Below are 16,951 nucleotides of genomic sequence, written 5' to 3'. Positions count from 1 at the left end.
TGCGTCGCACCGACGTCTGCCCTCAGCCCGACGAAGGGACGGCTGCATGACCCTCCCCACGACGGACACCGTCGTCACGTACCCCGACGGCGCGACCACGTCCACCGGAACGGTCCTGCACGTCGAACCCCTCGCCGACGAGCGGTCGGCGGTCCTCCTCGACACGACGGCATGTCACCCCGTCGACACCGCGTGGCCCGACCAGCCCGCCGACCGAGGCACCCTCACCACCGACCAGGGCCCACAGCTCATCCTGGACGCCGTCACGGGCGGCATCCACGACGGCGTGCTGCACCTCGGCGCGGCCCTCCCCGTCCGCACGGGAGCCGACGGGTGGACCTTCGTCGTCGCCCACGTCATCGACGGTCCACCGCCCGCGGTGGGTGACCACGTGCAGGTCGACGTCGACCGGGGCTACCGGGCGGCGCTCTCCGCCGCCCACACCGCCTGCCACCTCGCCGCCCTCGCGCTCGACGCGGCACTGTCGGCGGCGTGGAGCAAGGCCGCACCCACCGACGCGCTCGGCAACCCGGCCTTCGACGCACTGGCCATCCAGCGCTCGCGCATCCACCCCCTTCGGTCCACCGACACCTACCGCATCGGCAGGTCCCTGCGCCGCAAGGGGTTCACGACCAGCGCCCTGGACGACCCGGCGGCGGTCGCAGAGCGCGTCAACGCTCAGCTGGCCCGGTGGGTCGCCGTCGGCGGTCCGGTGAGGATCGAACGAGCCGACGACGCGCTGTCTGCGCGGCGCACCTGGGTCTGCGAGCTCCCGACCGGCCTCACCGACATCCCATGCGGCGGTACCCATGTCCGCGACGTCGCGGAGCTCTCGGACGTCACCACGTCCCTGACCACCCGAGAGGTCGACGGCGGGCTCGAGCTGAGCATGGAGACGCGGACGACGGCGACCTAGGTCCGGCGGAGGTCGGCGAGCAGGTCACCGTCGTCCTCGAGCCGGCGGACGACCTCGTCCGGCCCCAGCTGGCGCAGGCCCGGCTCGATCTCCTCCCAGTCCCGCGGTGCGGCGACCATCGGCAGCGCCCGGCCGCGCAGCGAGTACGGCGTGACGGTGGTCTTCGCCGCATGGTTCTGGCTCCAGTCGAGCAGCACCTTCCCGGGGCGCAGGTCCCGCTTCATGTTCGCGAGGACGAGCTTCGGGTGCGCGGCGGCCAGGGCCCCCGCGACCTCCCGGGCGTACTCGCGGACCTGCGTCGCGGTGCGCTTCCCGTCCAGCGGCGCGTAGAGCTGCATGCCCTTGCTCCCGCTCGTCACCGGGTAGGTGTCGACGAGGCCGTCCTCCTCGAGCCGGTCCGCGACGAGGTGCGCCACCCGGGCGCACTCGTCCAGCCCCGCGGGCGGCCCGGGGTCCAGGTCGATGACGAGCCGGTCGGGGTGGTGGACCTTGCCGCGTGGGCCGACCCGCCACTGCGGCGTGTGCAGCTCGACCGCCCCGGCGTTGGCCGCCCACACCAGGCCGGCGAGGTCGTCGAGGAACGGGAAGTCGACCTCGGTCGCGTCCTCGTCGTCGGGGTTCGCGTGGAGCACGCGGTGCCGCAGCCAGTCGGGCGCGCCGGCGGGCACGTTCTTCTCGAAGAACCGCTCGTCCTCGACCGTGTCCGGGAACCGGATCCGGGTGACCGGGCGGTCCTTCAGCTGGGGCAGGATCACGTCCGCGACCTGGCTGTAGTACTGGATCATCTCGGCCTTGGTGAAGCCTGTGCCCGGGTAGAGCACGCGGTCCAGGTTGGTCAGCCGGACCCGGCGACCGGCGACCTCGACGTACTGGGCGTCGTCGCGCCCGCGCGGGCTCACGGCGCCTCCCAGGGGTCGACGACGACGTCCGTGCGTCGTCCGCGCACCACCGGGTGGCGCAGCCGGCCGGTCCGGGTGCGGTGCAGGTACGCGACGTCCACCACGACCGCAGGGTCGCACCAGACCGCCCCGCGGGCGTCGGCCGCTGGCACGTCGTCGGGCTCGAGGACGGGCTCCGAGCGGGTGAGGGGGCGCAGGACGCGGGCGAGGTCCTCCCCGCGGCGGCCTGCGAGCCCGCTGCCCGCCTTGCCGAGGTACCGCCACGTCCCGTCCTCCTGCGGCGCGGCGAGCAGCACCGCCCCGAGGCGCGCCCCGGGCGCCGTCGTCCGGCCGCGGCCCGCGGCGGGGACGCCCGAGGCGCCGGTCTCGGGCCGCCACCCCACGACGGCAGCGGCGCGCGACGCGCGGTGCGGCGCCTTGACCCAGTCGGGTGAACGTCGGCCCGGTTGGTAGGTCGACGTGCGGCGCTTCGCCACGACCCCCTCGAGACCGTGCTCGAGCGTCACCTCCCACAGCGCGTCGGCGTCGTCGTACACCGGCGACAGCTGGGCGCGGTCCGGGAGCGCGAGCCGTTCCAGCGTGCCCCGCCGCTCCTGCCACGGGCTGCGCGTCAGGTCCACGCCGTACAGCACCATGACGTCGAACACCATGTAGGTGGCCGGCAGCCGGGCCGCGAGCCGCTGCGCGCGGGCGGGGTCGCGCACGTGCATCCGTTCGGCGAGGGCCTCGAAGGACGGCACGCCGCCCGCCATGACCACCACCTCGCCGTCGAGGACCGCGCCCTGCACGGCGGCCAGGCCCGCCAGCTCGGGGTAGGCGGCGGTCACCTCCCGGCCGGACCGCGCCCACAGCCGCAGCCGGTCGCCCGTCGTGTCCGCGAGGACGCGGACGCCGTCCCACTTCACCTCGTACACCCAGTCCGCCCCCCGGGGCAGCGGGGTGCCGGGGGCCGCGCCAGGGGCGGCTCGGGTGGCGAGCATGGGCTGCACGGGTCCATCCTGCACACGACGGTGATCACGAGCACCTGCACTGCCGCACGCCCGTCGAGCACCACGGACGGCGGCCCGGACCGAGGAGGACCCATGCGCGCGATCTGGAAGGGCGCCGTCGCCTTCGGCCTGGTGAACGTGCCCGTCAAGCTCTACGCCGCCACGGGGGAGCGCTCCGTCCCCCTGCACCAGGTGCACGCCGAGGACGGCGGGCGGATCCGCTACCGCAAGGTGTGCAGCGTCGACGGCGAGGAGATCCCGTACGACCAGATCGCCAAGGGCTACGAGACCGACGACGGCCGCATGGTGGTGCTCACGGACGAGGACCTCGACGAGCTGCCGATCGCGACGGAGCGGGAGATCGCCGTCGAGGAGTTCGTCCCCGCCGAGCAGGTCGACCCGATCATGCTCGGCAAGACCTACTACCTCGAGCCCGAACGCACGGCGGCCAAGCCGTACGCGCTGCTGCGCGAGGCCCTCAAGACGACCGACCGGATGGCGGTGGTCAAGGTCGCGCTGCGGCAGAAGGAGACGATGGCGGTCCTGCGCGTGCGGGACGACGTCATCTGCCTGCAGACGCTCCTGTGGCCGGACGAGATCCGGGCGGCGGACTTCCCGATCCTGGAGGCGGACGTCCAGGTGCGCCCGCAGGAGCTGCAGATGGCCGCGTCCCTCGTCGAGTCTCTCGCCGGTGACTTCGACCCGTCGGACTTCTCCGACGCGTACCGCGAGGCGCTCGAGGCCGTCATCGAGGCCAAGGTGACGACGGGCCGGACGGTCTCCGTGAAGCAGCCGGAGCGGGACGAGGACACGGGCGGGGAGGTCGTGGACCTGCTGTCGGCCCTGCAGCGCAGCGTCGAGCGGGCGCGTGGCCGGCGGGGGGACGCACCGGCGCCCGAGGAGGCGGAGGCACCCGCCCCGCGGCGGTCGAGCCGCCGCAAGCCGGCGACCGACGACGAGCCGGCGCGCGAGGCGTCGGCCGACGACGACGTCGCGGAGACGCCGTCGCCGCGCGGCACGAGGACCGGAACCAAGGCGAGCACGACCAAGGCGAGCACGGCGAAGGCGAGCGCGGCGAAGACCGGGACGGCGAAGACTGGCACGGCGAAGACTGGCACGGCGAAGACGGGCACCGCGAAGACGGGCACCGCGAAGACCAGCACCACCAAGGCCGCCACCGGGACGACGGGCGAGGCCGCGGGATCCGCGTCGGCGCGGAAGGGTGCGGCGAAGGGCGACGACGCCCCTGCGCAGACCGCGCGCAGGACGACCCGGCGCCGGGCGTCCTGAGTGGCGGGGCCGGACCGGGACGACGTCGTCGCCGTCCTGCACCGGGTCGCGTTCCTCATGGAGCGCAAGCAGGAGTCGACCTACCGCTCGCGCGCCTACCGCGCTGCCGGGGACACGCTGCGGGGGCTCGACGACGACGCCTGGCGTGGCCACGTGCGGGACGGCCGGTGGCAGGAGCTGCCCGGGATCGGCGACCGCACGGCAGGAGTCATCACGACGGTGCTGGCGGGGGACCAGCCCCGCGTCCTCACCCAGCTCGAGGGGGAGCTCGCGGAGCGGAACCGCGCGGCGACGCCCGCCGGGCAGGCCCTGCGGGACCTGCTGCGCGGTGACCTGCACGCGCACACGGACGCCAGCGACGGTGGGGCGCCCCTGGCGGACATGGCGCTCGCGGCCGTCGAGATCGGTCACGAGTACCAGGCGATCACCGACCACTCACCGCGGCTGACCGTCGCCAACGGGCTGTCCCCGGCGCGCTTGAGGGCGCAGCTGACGCGGATCGACCAGCTCAACGCCTCGCTCGCGGACGTCGCGCCCCGGCCGTTCCGGGTGCTGTCGGGCATCGAGGTCGACGTGCTCGACGACGGCGAGCTGGACCAGGAGCCGGAGCTCCTGCGGCGTCTGGACGTCGTCGTCGCCTCGGTGCACTCCAAGCTCCGCATGGAGCGGGACGCGATGACCCGACGCATGGTGGCCGCGGTGCGGCAGCCCTGGACCGACGTGCTCGGCCACTGCACCGGGCAGCGGGTGGTCGGCCGGCCCCGCCCGCCGAGCGACTTCGACCCGCACGCCGTCTTCACGGCGTGCGCCGAGGCGCAGGTCGCGGTCGAGGTCAACAGCCGCCCGGACCGGCAGGACCCGCCCGACGCGCTCCTCGCGCTCGCGGTCGAGGCGGGGTGCCTGTTCACCGTGGACTCCGACGCGCACGCGCCCGGGCAGCTCGACTGGCTCGTCGACGGGTGCGACCGCCTGGCCGCGCACGGCGTCGACCCGGACCGCGTGGTGACGACCTGGCCGGTCGAACGGCTGCTCGCATGGACGGGTCGGCACGGCTGAGCGCCGGCTGACCGCACGGCCGGGGTGGCGCGCGGAGGCGGGGTTACCCTCGCGCTGTGCAGGCCCCCCGGCGTCGGCGTGGGCTCGGCGGGCGCGACCGCGCACCCGAGCGGCTCGTCGACGTCCAGCTGGAGACCGACGACCCGGGGCCTGTCGACGACCCCCACCCGCGGCGCCCGAGCGCCCCGGCGCGCCGGCGACCGTCGTTCGTCCTCGTGGCGGTCCTCGCGTCGCTCGCGGTCGTCGTCTCGGTCAACGCCGTCGAGCAGCGGCGCCTCGCGGAGCGCGTCGCCGCGTTCGCCGACCTCGCCGGCACGGTGCCGTCCCTGGACCGGCCGCTCGGCGAGGCGTGGTCGATGCGCGCGGACCAGGTGTGGCGGGCCGGTCACCTGGTCCTCGTCGGCGACGGCGAGGGCTCCGCCGTGCGGGCCGTCGACCCCGGGGACGGCCGCGAGGTCTGGACCCTCGACCGCGGCGGTGCGGCGCCCGTCCAGCGGTGCCTGGCGGACCGGGAGGCGCGGCGTGCCCCGGTCGTCGTGTGCGCCCGCGGTCGCTCCGACGGCGGGCCCCCGGGGACCGTGAGCCGGGTCGTCCTCGACGCCGCCGACGGCACGGTGCTGCGCCAGTACCCCGCGCACCTCGCCTCGCACGGCCAGGTGGTCGTCGGGCGCGACGTCGTCTCCGCGGAGATGGGCGAGGACGGCAGCCTGGTGGTGGTCCGCTCGCGGGCGGTGGACCGGTCGACGGTCTGGGCGACGCGGGTGCCGCTCGACGGCGGCCGGCAGGCCGGCGCCGGCGCCGGCGTCCTGCGGGTGGAGAACGGCTTCGTCGTCCTGGGCGGCAGCACGACCGCGGTGCTCGACGCCGACGACGGGACGGTCCTGGGCACCTGGTACCCCGGCGGCTACACGGCCGTGGGCTCGGTGCCGGGGCTCGACGGCGCGGACGTGCGGACAGCGCCGGACGGCTTCGGCGCCTGGAGCCAGGCCGCCTCGGGCGCCCGAGGGCAGACCGGGACGTGGTTCGACCGCTCGGGGCAGCCGGTCGGGATGCTCGACGGCGTCCTCGTCGAGCCTCCCGTGTCCGACGGGTCGGCACCGGACGTCCGTCTGACGGCGCGGTCGGACACCGGCGAGCTCGTGGCCACCGACCTCTCCGGCGGGCGAGAGCTGTGGCGCACCCCCGCGCGCGGCGCGCACCTGCTCGTGCGCCGAGCCGGCGAAGCCGTCCTGGCCACGGGGGAGGAGGTGCGGGCGCTGGACCTGTGGACCGGTGCCGTCCGGTGGTCGGTGTCGGTACCGGGTCTCGTGGCGGGCAGCGGCGCGGTGACGGACGGGGTCGCCGCGGTCGTCGTCGCAGAGGCCCGTGGTCGCGCCCAGCTGGTCGCCGTCGACCTGGACTCCGGTGCCGTCCGGTGGGAGACGCCCGCGCCGGGGATCGCGCCGTTGAGCGAGCGCCGCCACGACTTCCCGCACGTCGCGCTGGGTGAGGTCGCGGGCCGCCCGGTCCTGCTCGGCGACGGCGTCGTCGTCGGCCTGTCGTAAGCGGCGCGTCAGGGCACCGCCCCAGGCCCTTGGTCCCCGTTCGAGCCGGCGCGGGGCCCTACCGTTCGGGTTTGAGCCGGGAGCGCCCGGGGAAAACCCGGAGGGGAGCCATGGAGTCCGTCACCGCACCGACCGAGGTCGGCACCGATCGCGCCCGGCGCCGCGTCCTCGTCCTGTCCACCGTGGGCTTCACCCTCATGTTCGCGGTCTGGCTGATGTTCGGCGTGCTCGGCATCCCCATCCGGGAGGAGTTCGGCCTCAGCGACGTCGAGCTCTCGTGGCTCACGGCGACGGCGATCCTCAACGGTGCGCTGTGGCGGCTGCCGGCCGGTCTGCTGGCCGACCGGTTCGGCGGCCGCAAGGTCTTCATCACGATGCTCCTCGCCACGGCCGTCCCGACGTTCCTCGTCTCGCAGGCGGACAGCTTCGCGCTCCTCCTCGTCCTCGCCTTCCTGGCCGGGTTCGCCGGGAACGCGTTCAGCGTGGGCATCGCCTGGAACTCGGCGTGGTTCCCGCGCGAGCGCCAGGGCTTCGCGCTCGGCGTGTTCGGCGCGGGTAACGTGGGCGCGTCGGTCACCAAGCTCATCGGCCCGGCGCTCATCGTCGCGGTGCCGTCGCTGACCATCGCCGGGCTGTCCTTCGGCGGGTGGCGCTTCGTGCCGCTCGTCTACACGGTGCTGCTCGTCACGATGGCCGCCGCCGTGTGGCTGCTCACCCCGCGTCAGGACCGCACCCCCGGACGGGGACGTCCGCTGCGGGAGATGCTCCGGCCCCTGCGGGAGGTGCGCGTCTGGCGCTTCAGCCTCTACTACGTCGTCGTCTTCGGGGCCTACGTCGCGCTGTCGGCCTGGCTGCCCAAGTACTACGTGGACGTGTTCGACGTGCCCCTCGCGACGGCCGCGCTGCTCACGGCGCTCTTCATCTTCCCGGCCAGCCTCCTGCGACCCCTCGGCGGCCACCTCGCCGACCGCTTCGGGGCGCGGGTCGTCATGTACGGCACGTTCGGCGTCATGCTCGTCGCCTCCGGGATCCTCATGATGCCGTACGGCTACATCGTCATCCGTGTCTCGGAGAGCGTGGAGCCGGGCGGCGCACGCGAGGTGCTGCCGTACGAGCTCAACGTCGTGACCTTCACGGCTCTGGTGTTCCTGGTGGGTGTCGCGATGGGCGTGGGCAAGGCCGCGGTGTTCAAGCACATCCCGGAGTACTTCCCGAACGACGTCGGCGCTGTCGGCGGGCTCGTCGGCACCCTCGGCGCGCTCGGCGGGTTCTTCCTGCCGCCGATGTTCGCCTACCTCCAGGCGTGGACCGGCATGCCGCAGTCGACGTTCTTCGTGCTCTTCGTGCTCACGCTCGTCAGCGCCATCTGGATGCACCTGACGATCCACCGGATGCTGCAGGTGCGGTCGCCGGAGCTGAGCGGGAGCATCGAGCCGCCGGTTCGGGAGGCGGGTACCGAGCCGCCGGCTCGGGAGGCGGGTACCGAGTCGCCGGCCCACATCGGCTCGCGCGCCTGAGCGTCAAGGGACCTAGGTCCTGTGCCGCCGATGCTCCATTTCCTAACGTTGACGGTGTGAAAAACAGGGCGGTGCCGGGCCTGCGGACGCGTGTGGCGCTGCTCGCCGGCGGCGGCGTGGCCCTGCTCGCGGGGCTGGACGGGGGTCTGCTGCTCCTCGGCCTGCCGGCACCGGTGACCACGGCCAGGCTCCTGCAGGTGCACGGGCCGCTCCTCGTGCTCGGCTTCGTCGGCACGCTCGTCGCCCTGGAACGCGCCGTGGCGCTGCGACGGCGGCGCGCCGTCGTGGCACCGGCCCTGCTCGGGACGGGCGGGCTGGTCCTCCTCGCCGGGGCCGTCCCGCTGTCGGTGGGCCAGGCCGTCCTGGCCGCCGGGTGCGCCGCCGCACTCGTCGTCGAGGTGCGCCTGTGGCAGCGACGGCCCTGCGCCGCCATGGCGGTCGAGGTCCTCGGGGCCACGGTGGGGCTCGGCGCCGCCGTCCTCTGGTGGGCGGGTGTCCCCGTCCCCGCACTCGTGCCGTGGCTGGCGGTCTTCCTCGTGCTCGTCATCGCGGCGGAGCGTGAGGAGCTGGGCAGGATCGGCGGCCGGCTCGGCGGCGGTGCGGACGGGTCGGCCGCGGTGCTCCTCGCGGTGGCCGTGCTCGCCGGTCTGGGCGCGGCGACGCTGTGGCCCGGCGCCGGCCATGCGCTGCTCGGCCTCGCGCTGCTGGCGCTGGTCGCCCGGCTCCTCGCCGTCGACGTCGCCCGGCGCACCGTGAGGTCGACCGGCCTGCCCCGGTACGTGGCCGTGTGCCTGCTCTGCGGCTACGGGTGGCTGGCCGTCGCCGGTGCCGCTTGGCTCGTCGGCGGTGCCGCGACCGAGGGACCGGCCTACGACGCCGTCGTCCACGCGGTCTTCGTGGGCTTCGTCATCACGATGATCATGGCCCACGCCCCGGTCATCCTCCCTGCCGTGCTCCGCCGCCCCGTGCCGTACCACCGCGCCCTCTACGCACCCGTGGCGCTCCTCCAGGCGTCCCTCGTGCTGCGGCTCGTGGGCGGCGACGCCCACGGTCAGTTCTGGGCGCTGCGGACCGGCGGCGCTCTCGGCGTCGCCGCCGTCCTGCTCCTCCCGGTCGTCCTCGTCGTCGCCACGCGCGTCCGGCGGAGGACTCCGCGTGCCGGCGCCGGCCGCGACCCCGACAGCACCTCCGGGCCGTCGACCCCGGCGCCACCCGACGTCCCCACGTCCGCCCCACCGGCCCCCGACGCCCCGTCGGGGGCGACCACGTCCCTGGAGGTCTCCCGATGAGGGCGCGCTGGCACGTCCGCGTCAACCTGCTCGTCGTCGCGTGGCTGGCCGCCGCCGCCGTCGTGGCCGGCGGGCACCGGTGGTTCCCGGCCGCCGGATGGCTCATGGTCCACCTGCTGCTGCTCGGCGCGGTGAGCACGGCGATCCTCATCTGGTCGGCGCACTTCGCGGAGGCGGTGCGTCGTCGGCCGCTGCGCGGTGGTCACCGGGGGCAGGCGAAACGCCTCGGACTGCACACCGCCGGCGCGCTGGCCGTCGTGTCGGGACTGCTGTCCGGCACGTGGTCGGTGGTCGCTTCCGGCGCGCTCGCCGTGGCGGCGGGGGCGGTGTGGCACGCCGTCGTCCTCGTGGAGGTCAGCCGCCGCGGCCTCGGCGTGCGGCTCGGCTGGACCAGCTGGTACTTCGTGGCGGCCGCCGCGTGCCTGCCCGTGGGGGCGGCTCTCGGGGCGTTCATGGCCCGGCCGGAGACGACCGGAGCCCTGGCTGCGCGGGCGTACGTCGCCCATGTCGTCGTCATGCTGCTCGGCTGGGTGGGCGTCACGGTCCTGGGGACCCTCGTCACGCTCTGGCCGACGATGCTGCGCGTGACCGTGGCCGACGGTGCGCTCCCCGCCGCCCGCCGCGCGCTGGGCCCTCTCGTGGGCGGTGTCGCCGTGACGGTCGCCGGAGCCCTCGCCGGCTCGCGCGCCGTGGCTGCCGCCGGGCTCCTGCTGTACCTGTCCGGGCTCGCCGTCGCCGTGGGCCCCTGGATCGAGCAGGCCCGCCGGCGCCGCCCCGAGGGCTTCGCGCCGTGGTCCGTCGCCGCCGCGGTGCTCTGGTACGGGGTCGCGGTGACCGCGGCCGTGGTGGCCGTCGTCGCGGCACCGGACTGGCCGGGGGTGCAGGCCGGCCTGCGTCTCGCGCTGCCCCTCCTCGCGGCCGGCTTCGCGGCCCAGGTGCTCCTGGGCGCGCTCTCGCACCTGGGACCGATGATCCTCGGCGGCGGTCCGGCTGCCGTCCGCACCGCACGGGCCGTCATGGAGCGCGGGGCCGGGGCGCGCCTCGTCCTCGTCAACGGTGGGCTGGTCCTCTTCGCGCTGCCCGCACCGAGCCTGGTCCGGGTCGGGGCGTCCGCCCTGGCCCTCGCCGGCCTCGTCGTCACGCCCGTGTTGCTCGTCCGTGCCGCCGTCGTGTCCCGGCGGGTGCGCCGGACCGCGCCGGTGCGCGCGGCGGGAGCGGCGCCCGTGACGATCACCCCGGCGGAGGTGCTCGCGACCCGCCGGGCCTCCGGGGGCCCGGCCCTCGCGGCGGGGGTCGCCCTCGTGCTCGTCGTGGCCGCCGGGGTGGCCGCCGACCCGGCCGCGGTCGGTCTCGGCGCCGCCGCCTCGGGCGGCGTCACGGCCAGCGGTCGCGTCGTCGAGGTGGAGGTCGAGGCGCAGGACATGCGGTTCGAGCCGGCCTCGGTCGAGGTCGCCGCGGGCGACCGCCTCGTCCTGGTGGTGACGAACGTCGACTCCACGGTGCACGACCTCGTGCTCGACTCCGGAGCGGCGAGCGGGCGCCTGGCCGCCGGTGCCACGACGCGCGTCGACGTCGGCGTCGTCGGTCGCCCGCTCGCCGGGTGGTGCTCCGTGGCCGGTCACCGGCAGATGGGCATGACCTTCGACGTCGTCGTCACCGGGGGACCGGCGGCGGCCACGGCAGCGGGGACGACCGACCCCGCAGCGGGCGCCGACCACGCCGTCGGGTCCTCCGGTGCCCGCGTACCCATGGACCTCCTGGCGCCGCCCGGCCCGGGAGTCGCGATCCGGGACGCCGCCCTGCCGCCCGCGCGGTCGGGCACCGTCCACCGGGTCACGCTCGCGGTGACGGAGCAGGAGCAGGAGGTCGCGCCCGGCGTCCGTCGGACGGTCTGGACCTTCGGCGGCACGTTCCCCGGACCGACGCTGCGCGGCACGGTCGGGGACACGTTCGAGATCACGCTCGTCAACGACGGCTCGCTCGGCCACTCCATCGACTTCCACGCCGGTGCCCTGGCGCCGGACCGGCCGATGCGCACGATCGAACCCGGGGAGAGCCTCACCTACACCTTCACGGCGAACCGCTCCGGGGTGTGGATGTACCACTGCTCGACCATGCCCATGTCGCTGCACATCGCCAACGGGATGTTCGGGGCGGTCGTCATCGACCCGCCGGGACTGCCCCCGGTGGACCGCGAGTACCTCGTCGTGCAGTCCGAGCTCTACGTCACCGCGGACCCCGGTCCGGACGACGCGACGACCGACGGCCGGACCGACGGGATCGCCGGCCTGCTCACCGACACGGAGAAGCTCCTGCTGGAGCAGCCCGACGGCGTCGTCTTCAACGGGCACGCGTCGCAGTACCGGCACCGCCCGCTCGAGGCGCGGGTGGGGGAGCGCGTGCGGTTCTGGGTGCTGGACGCCGGGCCGAACCGGTCCTCCGCCTTCCACGTCGTGGGCGGGCAGTTCGACACCGTCTACAGCGAGGGTGCGTACCTGCTGGGCGGGCCGTCCGCCGTCGGGGGTGACCCGACCGGCGGTGCTCAGGTGCTGGCGCTCGAGCCCGCACAGGGGGGCTTCGTCGAGCTCGTGCTGCCCGAGGCGGGCACCTACCCCTTCGTCTCCCACCGGATGGTGGACGCCGAGCGCGGCGCCTCCGGCCTGCTGCGGGTCGGGCCGTGACGCCTACCCTGGCACCGTGACGTCACCGGGCTCCGCCTCCGCGCCGAGCGTCCCCGCGCTCGTCGAGCCGGGCCCGCCGCTCACCGCCGCGCAGCGGGAGCGCTGGTCGCGACACCTGCTGCTGCCCCAGCTCGGCGAGTCCGCGCAACGGCGCCTGCGCAACGCGCGCGTCTGCGTGGTCGGCGCCGGTGGTCTGGGCGCCCCGGTCCTGCTCTACCTCGCGGCGGCCGGGGTGGGTCGCCTCGGCGTCGTCGACGACGACGTGGTCGAGGCCTCGAACCTCCAGCGGCAGGTGCTCCACGGCGTCGCCGACGTGGGCCGGCCCAAGGTGGACTCCGCCGCCGACGCCGTCCGTGCCCTGGACCCCGACGTTGAGGTGGTGACGCACCGGCTGCGCCTCGAGGCCGGCACCGTCGACCTGCTCGCCGACTACGACCTTGTCGTGGACGGGACGGACAACTTCCCCACCCGGTACCTCGTCAACGACGCCTGCGTCCGCCTCGGCGTACCGGAGGTGTGGGGCTCGGTCTTCCGCTTCGATGCCCAGGTCGCCGTGTTCTGGGGGAGCCCGCCGGCGGGGAGCGGCGTGACCCCGGTGCAGCTGCGCGACCTGTTCCCCTCGCCGCCGCCGCCCGGGAGCGTGCCGTCCTGCGCCGAGGGCGGCGTCCTCGGCGCCATGTGCGGGCAGGTCGGCTCCGTCATGGCGACCGAGGCGGTCAAGCTGCTCACAGGCGTGGGGAGGCCGCTGCTGGGCCGCGTCCTGGTCATGGACGCCCTGGCGGCACGATGGACGGAGGTCCCGCTCGTCGCGGCAGCGCGCCCGCCCGGTACGCCGGCCCACGCCGGCGCACCTCCCGAGCGAGCGGCACCCGAGCCTGTGGTGCCCGTGGTCACCGCCCGCGAGCTGGCGGACCGGCTGACCGCGCGGGACGACGGCGGGCCGGGGCTGCAGCTCGTGGACGTGCGCCAGCCGGGCGAGCGGGCGATCGTGGCGATCCCCGGTGCCGACGCCGTCCCGCTGGCGGGGATCCTGGACGGCAGCGGGCGGGGGCTCGTGCGCCGCGACGTGCCCGTGGTCCTCCACTGCCGCAGCGGTGTGCGCTCCGAGCAGGCGGCGCGGGCACTGCTCGCCGCGGGGTGGTCCGACGTGGCGCACCTCGAGGGCGGCGTGCTGGCGTGGGTGGACCAGGTGGACCCGAGCCAGGCCCGCTACTGAGCGACGTCGCCGGGGTCGCCGAGCGCTGACGCGGCGGCGGGCACCGGGCCGGGCGCGGCGTCGGCCGGCCGGTCGAACGAGGCGACGCAGAGGTCGGGGGCCACGAACGGCTCGATGCGGGTCGCCACGACGTCGGAGCCGGCCGCCTCCAGCGTGGCGCGGATGAGCCCGAGGTGTGCCTGGCAGACGACCGTGGGCTGCGCGTGGGCGACGTCCCGCACCGGGCAGCTGTGCAGGAGCACCTGCGTTCCGTCCGTGGTCAGCTCCGGTGCGAAGCCCGCGCGGCGGAGCACGGTCATGACCTCCGCGACCCCGTCCCTGTCCACGACCTCGGGGCCCGGGGGTCGCCCGTCGCGGGTCGCCTCCTGCGCGTCGTCGCCCCGCGTCGCCCATCGCCGTCCCATCCGCTCGCCCTCGGCGCCCGGGTCGCTCGTCGCGGTCGCGAGCTGCTCGGCGAGGAGGAGCGCCAGCGCCGCGTACGCCTGCGCGGGGTCCGGCGCGCCGGTCGCCTCGTACAGCTCCCGCGGGCGGCCGCGGGTGCCCCGGCGCTCGGTCCGGCGGGTGGCGCGGCCCTCCCGCACGAGGACCTCCAGGTGCGCGCGCACGGTGTTCGGGTGCAGGCCCGCGGCCTGGGCGAGCTCCGCCGCCGTCGTCGGCTCCACGGCGCGTTCGAGGGCCGCCAGCAGGGCCGCTCGGCGTGCCCCGGGGGGCAGGCGCAGGGCCGGTTCGGAGCGGGGGATGGGCACGGTGGATTTTCCCTCGGAAGAGGTGTAGAAAGCAAGCGGCCGACGACGGCCCGGCGGCCGGTGCGGCGCCGCGAGATCGTGAGGAGCTGTGATGACGGACACGACCCAGCAGGTGACCGGCGCCCCGGAGGAGACCGGGTCGAGCGAGGCCGGCGGGTGCGGCTGCGGCGGGTGCGGCTGCGGCGGGGCCGCCCAGGACGCCGGCTCGGGGACCCGGGGCGAGCGCCAGGAGGGCCTGCAGATCGTCGCCGGCCCGGACCGCGGCACGACGGCGGCGACGGGCACCGTCGCCGACGCGCTCGGGACGAGCGACGCGCTGGTCGAGCCGGGTGACCTGGACCTGCGATCGCTCCCGCGGCCGGAGCGGCACGCGCGGGTGTTCGCCGTCGTCGGCGGCCTGCTGCCCGGTGAGGGCGTGGTCCTCGCGAACGACCACGACCCGGTCGGGCTGCGCCGCCAGCTCGAGGAGCAGGACCTCGGGCACCTCGGGTGGCAGTACCTTGCGCAGGGACCGGACGTCTGGCGCGTCCTGGTCAGCCGCGACACCTGCTGCTGAACGACGAGGGGACCATGACGCCACCGGAGGACGCCCACCCGTTCACCCACCTGGACCCGGCCGGGCGTGCGCGGATGGTCGACGTCACGGCGAAGCAGCCGACCGTGCGCAGCGCGACCGCGCGCGGCCGCGTCGGTTGCGCGCCCGAGGTGGTGGCGGCGCTGCGGTCCGGCACGGTCCCCAAGGGCGACGTCCTGGCGGTCGCGCGGGTCGCGGGCATCGCGGCGGCGAAGCGGACCCCGGAGCTGCTGCCCCTCGCCCACGTCATCGGGGTCCACGGGGTCGTGGTCGACCTCGAGGTGACCGACGAGGGCGTGGAGGTCTCCGCGACCGTCCGGACCGCCGACCGCACGGGTGTCGAGATGGAGGCGCTGACGGCCGTGTGCGTCGCCGCCCTCGCCGTCGTGGACATGGTCAAGGGCATCGACCGCACCGCGCGGATCGACGGTGTCCGGGTCGTCGCGAAGTCCGGCGGCAGGTCCGGGGACTGGAGGTCCGACGACCGCGACGCCGCCGACGGCCTCCTGGGCCCCACGTGACCTCCGCCGTCGCCCACGACGCCGTCGTGCTCGCCGGCGGCCGTGGACGGCGGCTGGGCGCCGTGAGCAAGCCGGACGTCCGCGTGGCCGGGCGGTCGCTGCTGGACCGGGTCCTGGAGGGCACCGCGGCGGCGGACCGCGTCGTCGTCGTCGGCCCGCCCGAGCTGGCGCGTGCGGGGGTGGTCATCGCGCTCGAGGACCCGCCCGACGGTGGTCCGGTGGCGGGCATCGACGCCGGCCTGCGGGCGCTCGACGACGGGACGGCGCCCCGGCCCGGCCACGTGCTCGTGCTCGCCTGCGACGTGCCTCTCGCCGTCGAGGTCGTCCCGGCTCTCCTGGCCGCGGCCGCGGGGGCACCCGACGCCGACGTCGCCTGGGCGGTCGACGGCGACGGCCGTGGTCAGCCGCTGCTCGCGCTCTACCGCCGGGACCGGCTGCTCGCCGCGCTGGCGCGCCGTCACGGCGAGGGTGGCGTGCGGGACTGCTCCATGCGGCGCCTCGTCGCCGGGATGACGGCGGTGACTGTCGACCTGCCCGGGGGCGAGGCGGCCGACGTGGACACGTGGCAGGCTGTGGCGGACCTGGCCAGGACGCTCCGCCGGAGGACCGACGTGACCGATGTGCCCGCCACGACCCCACCCGCGACCCCGCCCAGCGGCGGTGACGAGCTGCACCGCTGGGTCGCCCACGTCGTCGAGGAGCTCGACGTGGACCCCGACGCGGTGGACATCGACGTGCTGCTGGACCTCGCGCGGGACACGGCGCACGGGGTCGGTCGCCCCGCCGTGCCCATCACCGCGTTCCTCTCCGGCTACGCCGTCGCCGTCCGCGGGGCCGACCGCGCCGCGCTCGAGAGCGTGACGCAGCAGGTGACCGCGCTGGTCGCCGGGTGGGGCGGCGGCGAGGGCCACTCGTGATCACCGTCCGGTACTTCGCGGCGGCGGCCGAGGCCGCGGGGCGGGACACCGAGGAGGTCGTCGCGGGGACGCTGGCCGACCTGCGCCGGGACGTCGTCGGCCGCCACGGGGCCGACCTGGACCGGGTCCTGGACCGGTGCTCGTTCCTCGTGGCGGGCAGGCGCGCCGACGACGGCGCCACGCCCCTGCCCGATGGCACCACGGTCGACGTGCTGCCGCCCTTCGCCGGAGGCTGAACGGGGTCCTAGTGGTCGCCGCCGCGCACCTGGTCCACGACGTGGCCCAGGAGCGGCAGGAGCACCTCGAGCCCCTGCTCGACGCCCCGGGTGCTGCCGGGGAGGTTCACGACGAGCACCCCGTCCGCGGTGACGCCCGCGAGGCCGCGGGACAGGACCGCCGTCGCCACGTGCGCCTCGCCGTGCCGCCGCAGGGCCTCGGCCAGGCCCGGCAGCTCCCGGGCCAGCAGGGGGCGCGTCCCCTCCGGCGTCTCGTCACGCGGCGCCACGCCCGTGCCGCCGCTCGTCAGCACGACGTCGGCCGTCCGCGCCGCGGCGACGACGGCGTCGCGGACGCTGGCGGCGCCGTCAGGGACGACGACCACCTCCCGGACGTCGTGGCCCGCCGCCCGCAGCAGCCCGGCCGCGCGAGGCCCGGACCGGTCCTCGGCCTCGCCGCGCGCGCACCGGTCGGAGGCCACCACGACGGCGACCGTGATCCCACGCATGGCCGCGTGGCGTGCCGTCGTGTCCTCGTCCACGCGCGCCACGGTACCCACCCGACCCCGGCCCTAGGTCCC

General features: G+C 76.0%; 15 protein-coding genes and 2 pseudogenes. 12 read left to right on the top strand and 5 right to left on the bottom strand.

Translation table 11 applies throughout. From position 1 onward, the window contains the following. The first annotated feature begins 46 nt into the window (after positions 1 to 46). Positions 47 to 916, top strand: coding sequence for a metal-dependent hydrolase (locus tag LG379_RS11505; RefSeq protein WP_225754664.1), 870 nt, complete (start codon positions 47 to 49; stop codon positions 914 to 916). Here LG379_RS11505 and ligD read toward each other — a convergent pair. Both ligD and LG379_RS11495 read right to left on the bottom strand, forming a co-directional pair. Continuing rightward, on the bottom strand, positions 913 to 1,815 hold the full coding sequence (gene ligD / locus LG379_RS11500) for a non-homologous end-joining DNA ligase (RefSeq protein ID WP_225754663.1): 903 nt from the start codon (positions 1,813 to 1,815) through the stop codon (positions 913 to 915). The genes LG379_RS11505 and ligD overlap by 4 nt on opposite strands. Continuing rightward, entirely contained in the window at positions 1,812 to 2,795 is a 984-nt protein-coding gene (locus tag LG379_RS11495) for a DNA ligase (RefSeq protein ID WP_370634516.1), read from the bottom strand. Before LG379_RS11495 ends, ligD begins: the two co-directional genes overlap by 4 nt. Positions 2,796 to 2,897: 102 nt before the next feature. On the opposite strand from LG379_RS11495, the pseudogene LG379_RS17090 reads away from it, so the two are divergent. Beyond that, positions 2,898 to 3,659: pseudogene (locus LG379_RS17090) on the top strand (Ku protein); the annotation flags it as partial. A 243-nt stretch (positions 3,660 to 3,902) separates the two neighbouring features. Here LG379_RS17090 and LG379_RS17085 read toward each other — a convergent pair. Beyond that, positions 3,903 to 4,136: pseudogene (locus LG379_RS17085) on the bottom strand (hypothetical protein); the annotation flags it as partial. On the opposite strand from LG379_RS17085, the gene LG379_RS11480 reads away from it, so the two are divergent. The 6 genes from LG379_RS11480 to LG379_RS11455 all read left to right on the top strand — a co-directional run bounded on the left by LG379_RS11480 (position 4,095) and on the right by LG379_RS11455 (position 13,397). Next, positions 4,095 to 5,150 (top strand): PHP domain-containing protein, encoded by a 1,056-nt coding sequence (locus LG379_RS11480; RefSeq protein WP_225754662.1) that lies wholly within the window; start codon positions 4,095 to 4,097, stop codon positions 5,148 to 5,150. The pseudogene LG379_RS17085 and the gene LG379_RS11480 sit on opposite strands and share 42 nt — an antisense overlap. 56 nt (positions 5,151 to 5,206) lie before the next feature. Beyond that, positions 5,207 to 6,694, top strand: a complete 1,488-nt coding sequence (locus LG379_RS11475) for a PQQ-binding-like beta-propeller repeat protein (protein WP_225754661.1) — start codon at positions 5,207 to 5,209, stop codon at positions 6,692 to 6,694. 110 nt (positions 6,695 to 6,804) lie between these two features. Next, a complete protein-coding gene (locus LG379_RS11470; protein ID WP_225754660.1) occupies positions 6,805 to 8,211 on the top strand; it encodes a nitrate/nitrite transporter in 1,407 nt (468 codons plus the stop codon). A gap of 56 nt (positions 8,212 to 8,267) precedes the next feature. Beyond that, complete coding sequence (locus tag LG379_RS11465) at positions 8,268 to 9,500, top strand: hypothetical protein (protein ID WP_225754659.1); 1,233 nt, start codon at positions 8,268 to 8,270, stop codon at positions 9,498 to 9,500. Then, complete coding sequence (locus tag LG379_RS11460; RefSeq protein ID WP_225754658.1) at positions 9,497 to 12,181, top strand: multicopper oxidase domain-containing protein; 2,685 nt, start codon at positions 9,497 to 9,499, stop codon at positions 12,179 to 12,181. Before LG379_RS11465 ends, LG379_RS11460 begins: the two co-directional genes overlap by 4 nt. 16 nt (positions 12,182 to 12,197) lie before the next feature. After that, positions 12,198 to 13,397 (top strand): ThiF family adenylyltransferase, encoded by a 1,200-nt coding sequence (locus tag LG379_RS11455; RefSeq protein WP_225754657.1) that lies wholly within the window; start codon positions 12,198 to 12,200, stop codon positions 13,395 to 13,397. Here the strand turns inward: LG379_RS11455 and LG379_RS11450 are convergent. Beyond that, positions 13,391 to 14,143 carry a helix-turn-helix domain-containing protein gene (locus LG379_RS11450; protein ID WP_225754656.1) on the bottom strand — a complete coding sequence of 251 codons (753 nt, stop codon included), beginning with the start codon at positions 14,141 to 14,143 and terminating at the stop codon, positions 13,391 to 13,393. The two genes, LG379_RS11455 and LG379_RS11450, sit on opposite strands and share 7 nt — an antisense overlap. 91 nt (positions 14,144 to 14,234) lie before the next feature. On the opposite strand from LG379_RS11450, the gene LG379_RS11445 reads away from it, so the two are divergent. The 4 genes from LG379_RS11445 to LG379_RS11430 are packed head-to-tail and all read left to right on the top strand — an operon-like array spanning position 14,235 to position 16,391. Then, positions 14,235 to 14,699, top strand: a complete 465-nt coding sequence (locus LG379_RS11445) for a DUF2249 domain-containing protein (protein ID WP_225754655.1) — start codon at positions 14,235 to 14,237, stop codon at positions 14,697 to 14,699. Positions 14,700 to 14,713: 14 nt separating this feature from the next. Continuing rightward, entirely contained in the window at positions 14,714 to 15,238 is a 525-nt protein-coding gene (gene moaC / locus LG379_RS11440) for a cyclic pyranopterin monophosphate synthase MoaC (protein ID WP_225754654.1), read from the top strand. Beyond that, the gene (locus LG379_RS11435; RefSeq protein WP_225754653.1) at positions 15,235 to 16,155 is read left to right on the top strand and encodes an NTP transferase domain-containing protein; all 921 of its coding nucleotides are present in this window, start codon (positions 15,235 to 15,237) and stop codon (positions 16,153 to 16,155) included. Before moaC ends, LG379_RS11435 begins: the two co-directional genes overlap by 4 nt. Beyond that, positions 16,152 to 16,391 carry a MoaD/ThiS family protein gene (locus tag LG379_RS11430; RefSeq protein WP_225754652.1) on the top strand — a complete coding sequence of 80 codons (240 nt, stop codon included), beginning with the start codon at positions 16,152 to 16,154 and terminating at the stop codon, positions 16,389 to 16,391. Before LG379_RS11435 ends, LG379_RS11430 begins: the two co-directional genes overlap by 4 nt. Before the next feature lie 8 nt (positions 16,392 to 16,399). Here LG379_RS11430 and LG379_RS11425 read toward each other — a convergent pair whose 3' ends face one another. Further along, entirely contained in the window at positions 16,400 to 16,879 is a 480-nt protein-coding gene (locus LG379_RS11425) for a molybdenum cofactor biosynthesis protein B (RefSeq protein WP_225754952.1), read from the bottom strand. Between the last annotated feature and the right edge of the window lie 72 nt (positions 16,880 to 16,951).

This window comes from Actinotalea sp. Marseille-Q4924 (assembly GCF_916618755.1).
Lineage (GTDB): Bacteria > Actinomycetota > Actinomycetes > Actinomycetales > Cellulomonadaceae > Actinotalea.
This window is presented reverse-complemented; position numbering and strand designations above follow the sequence as displayed.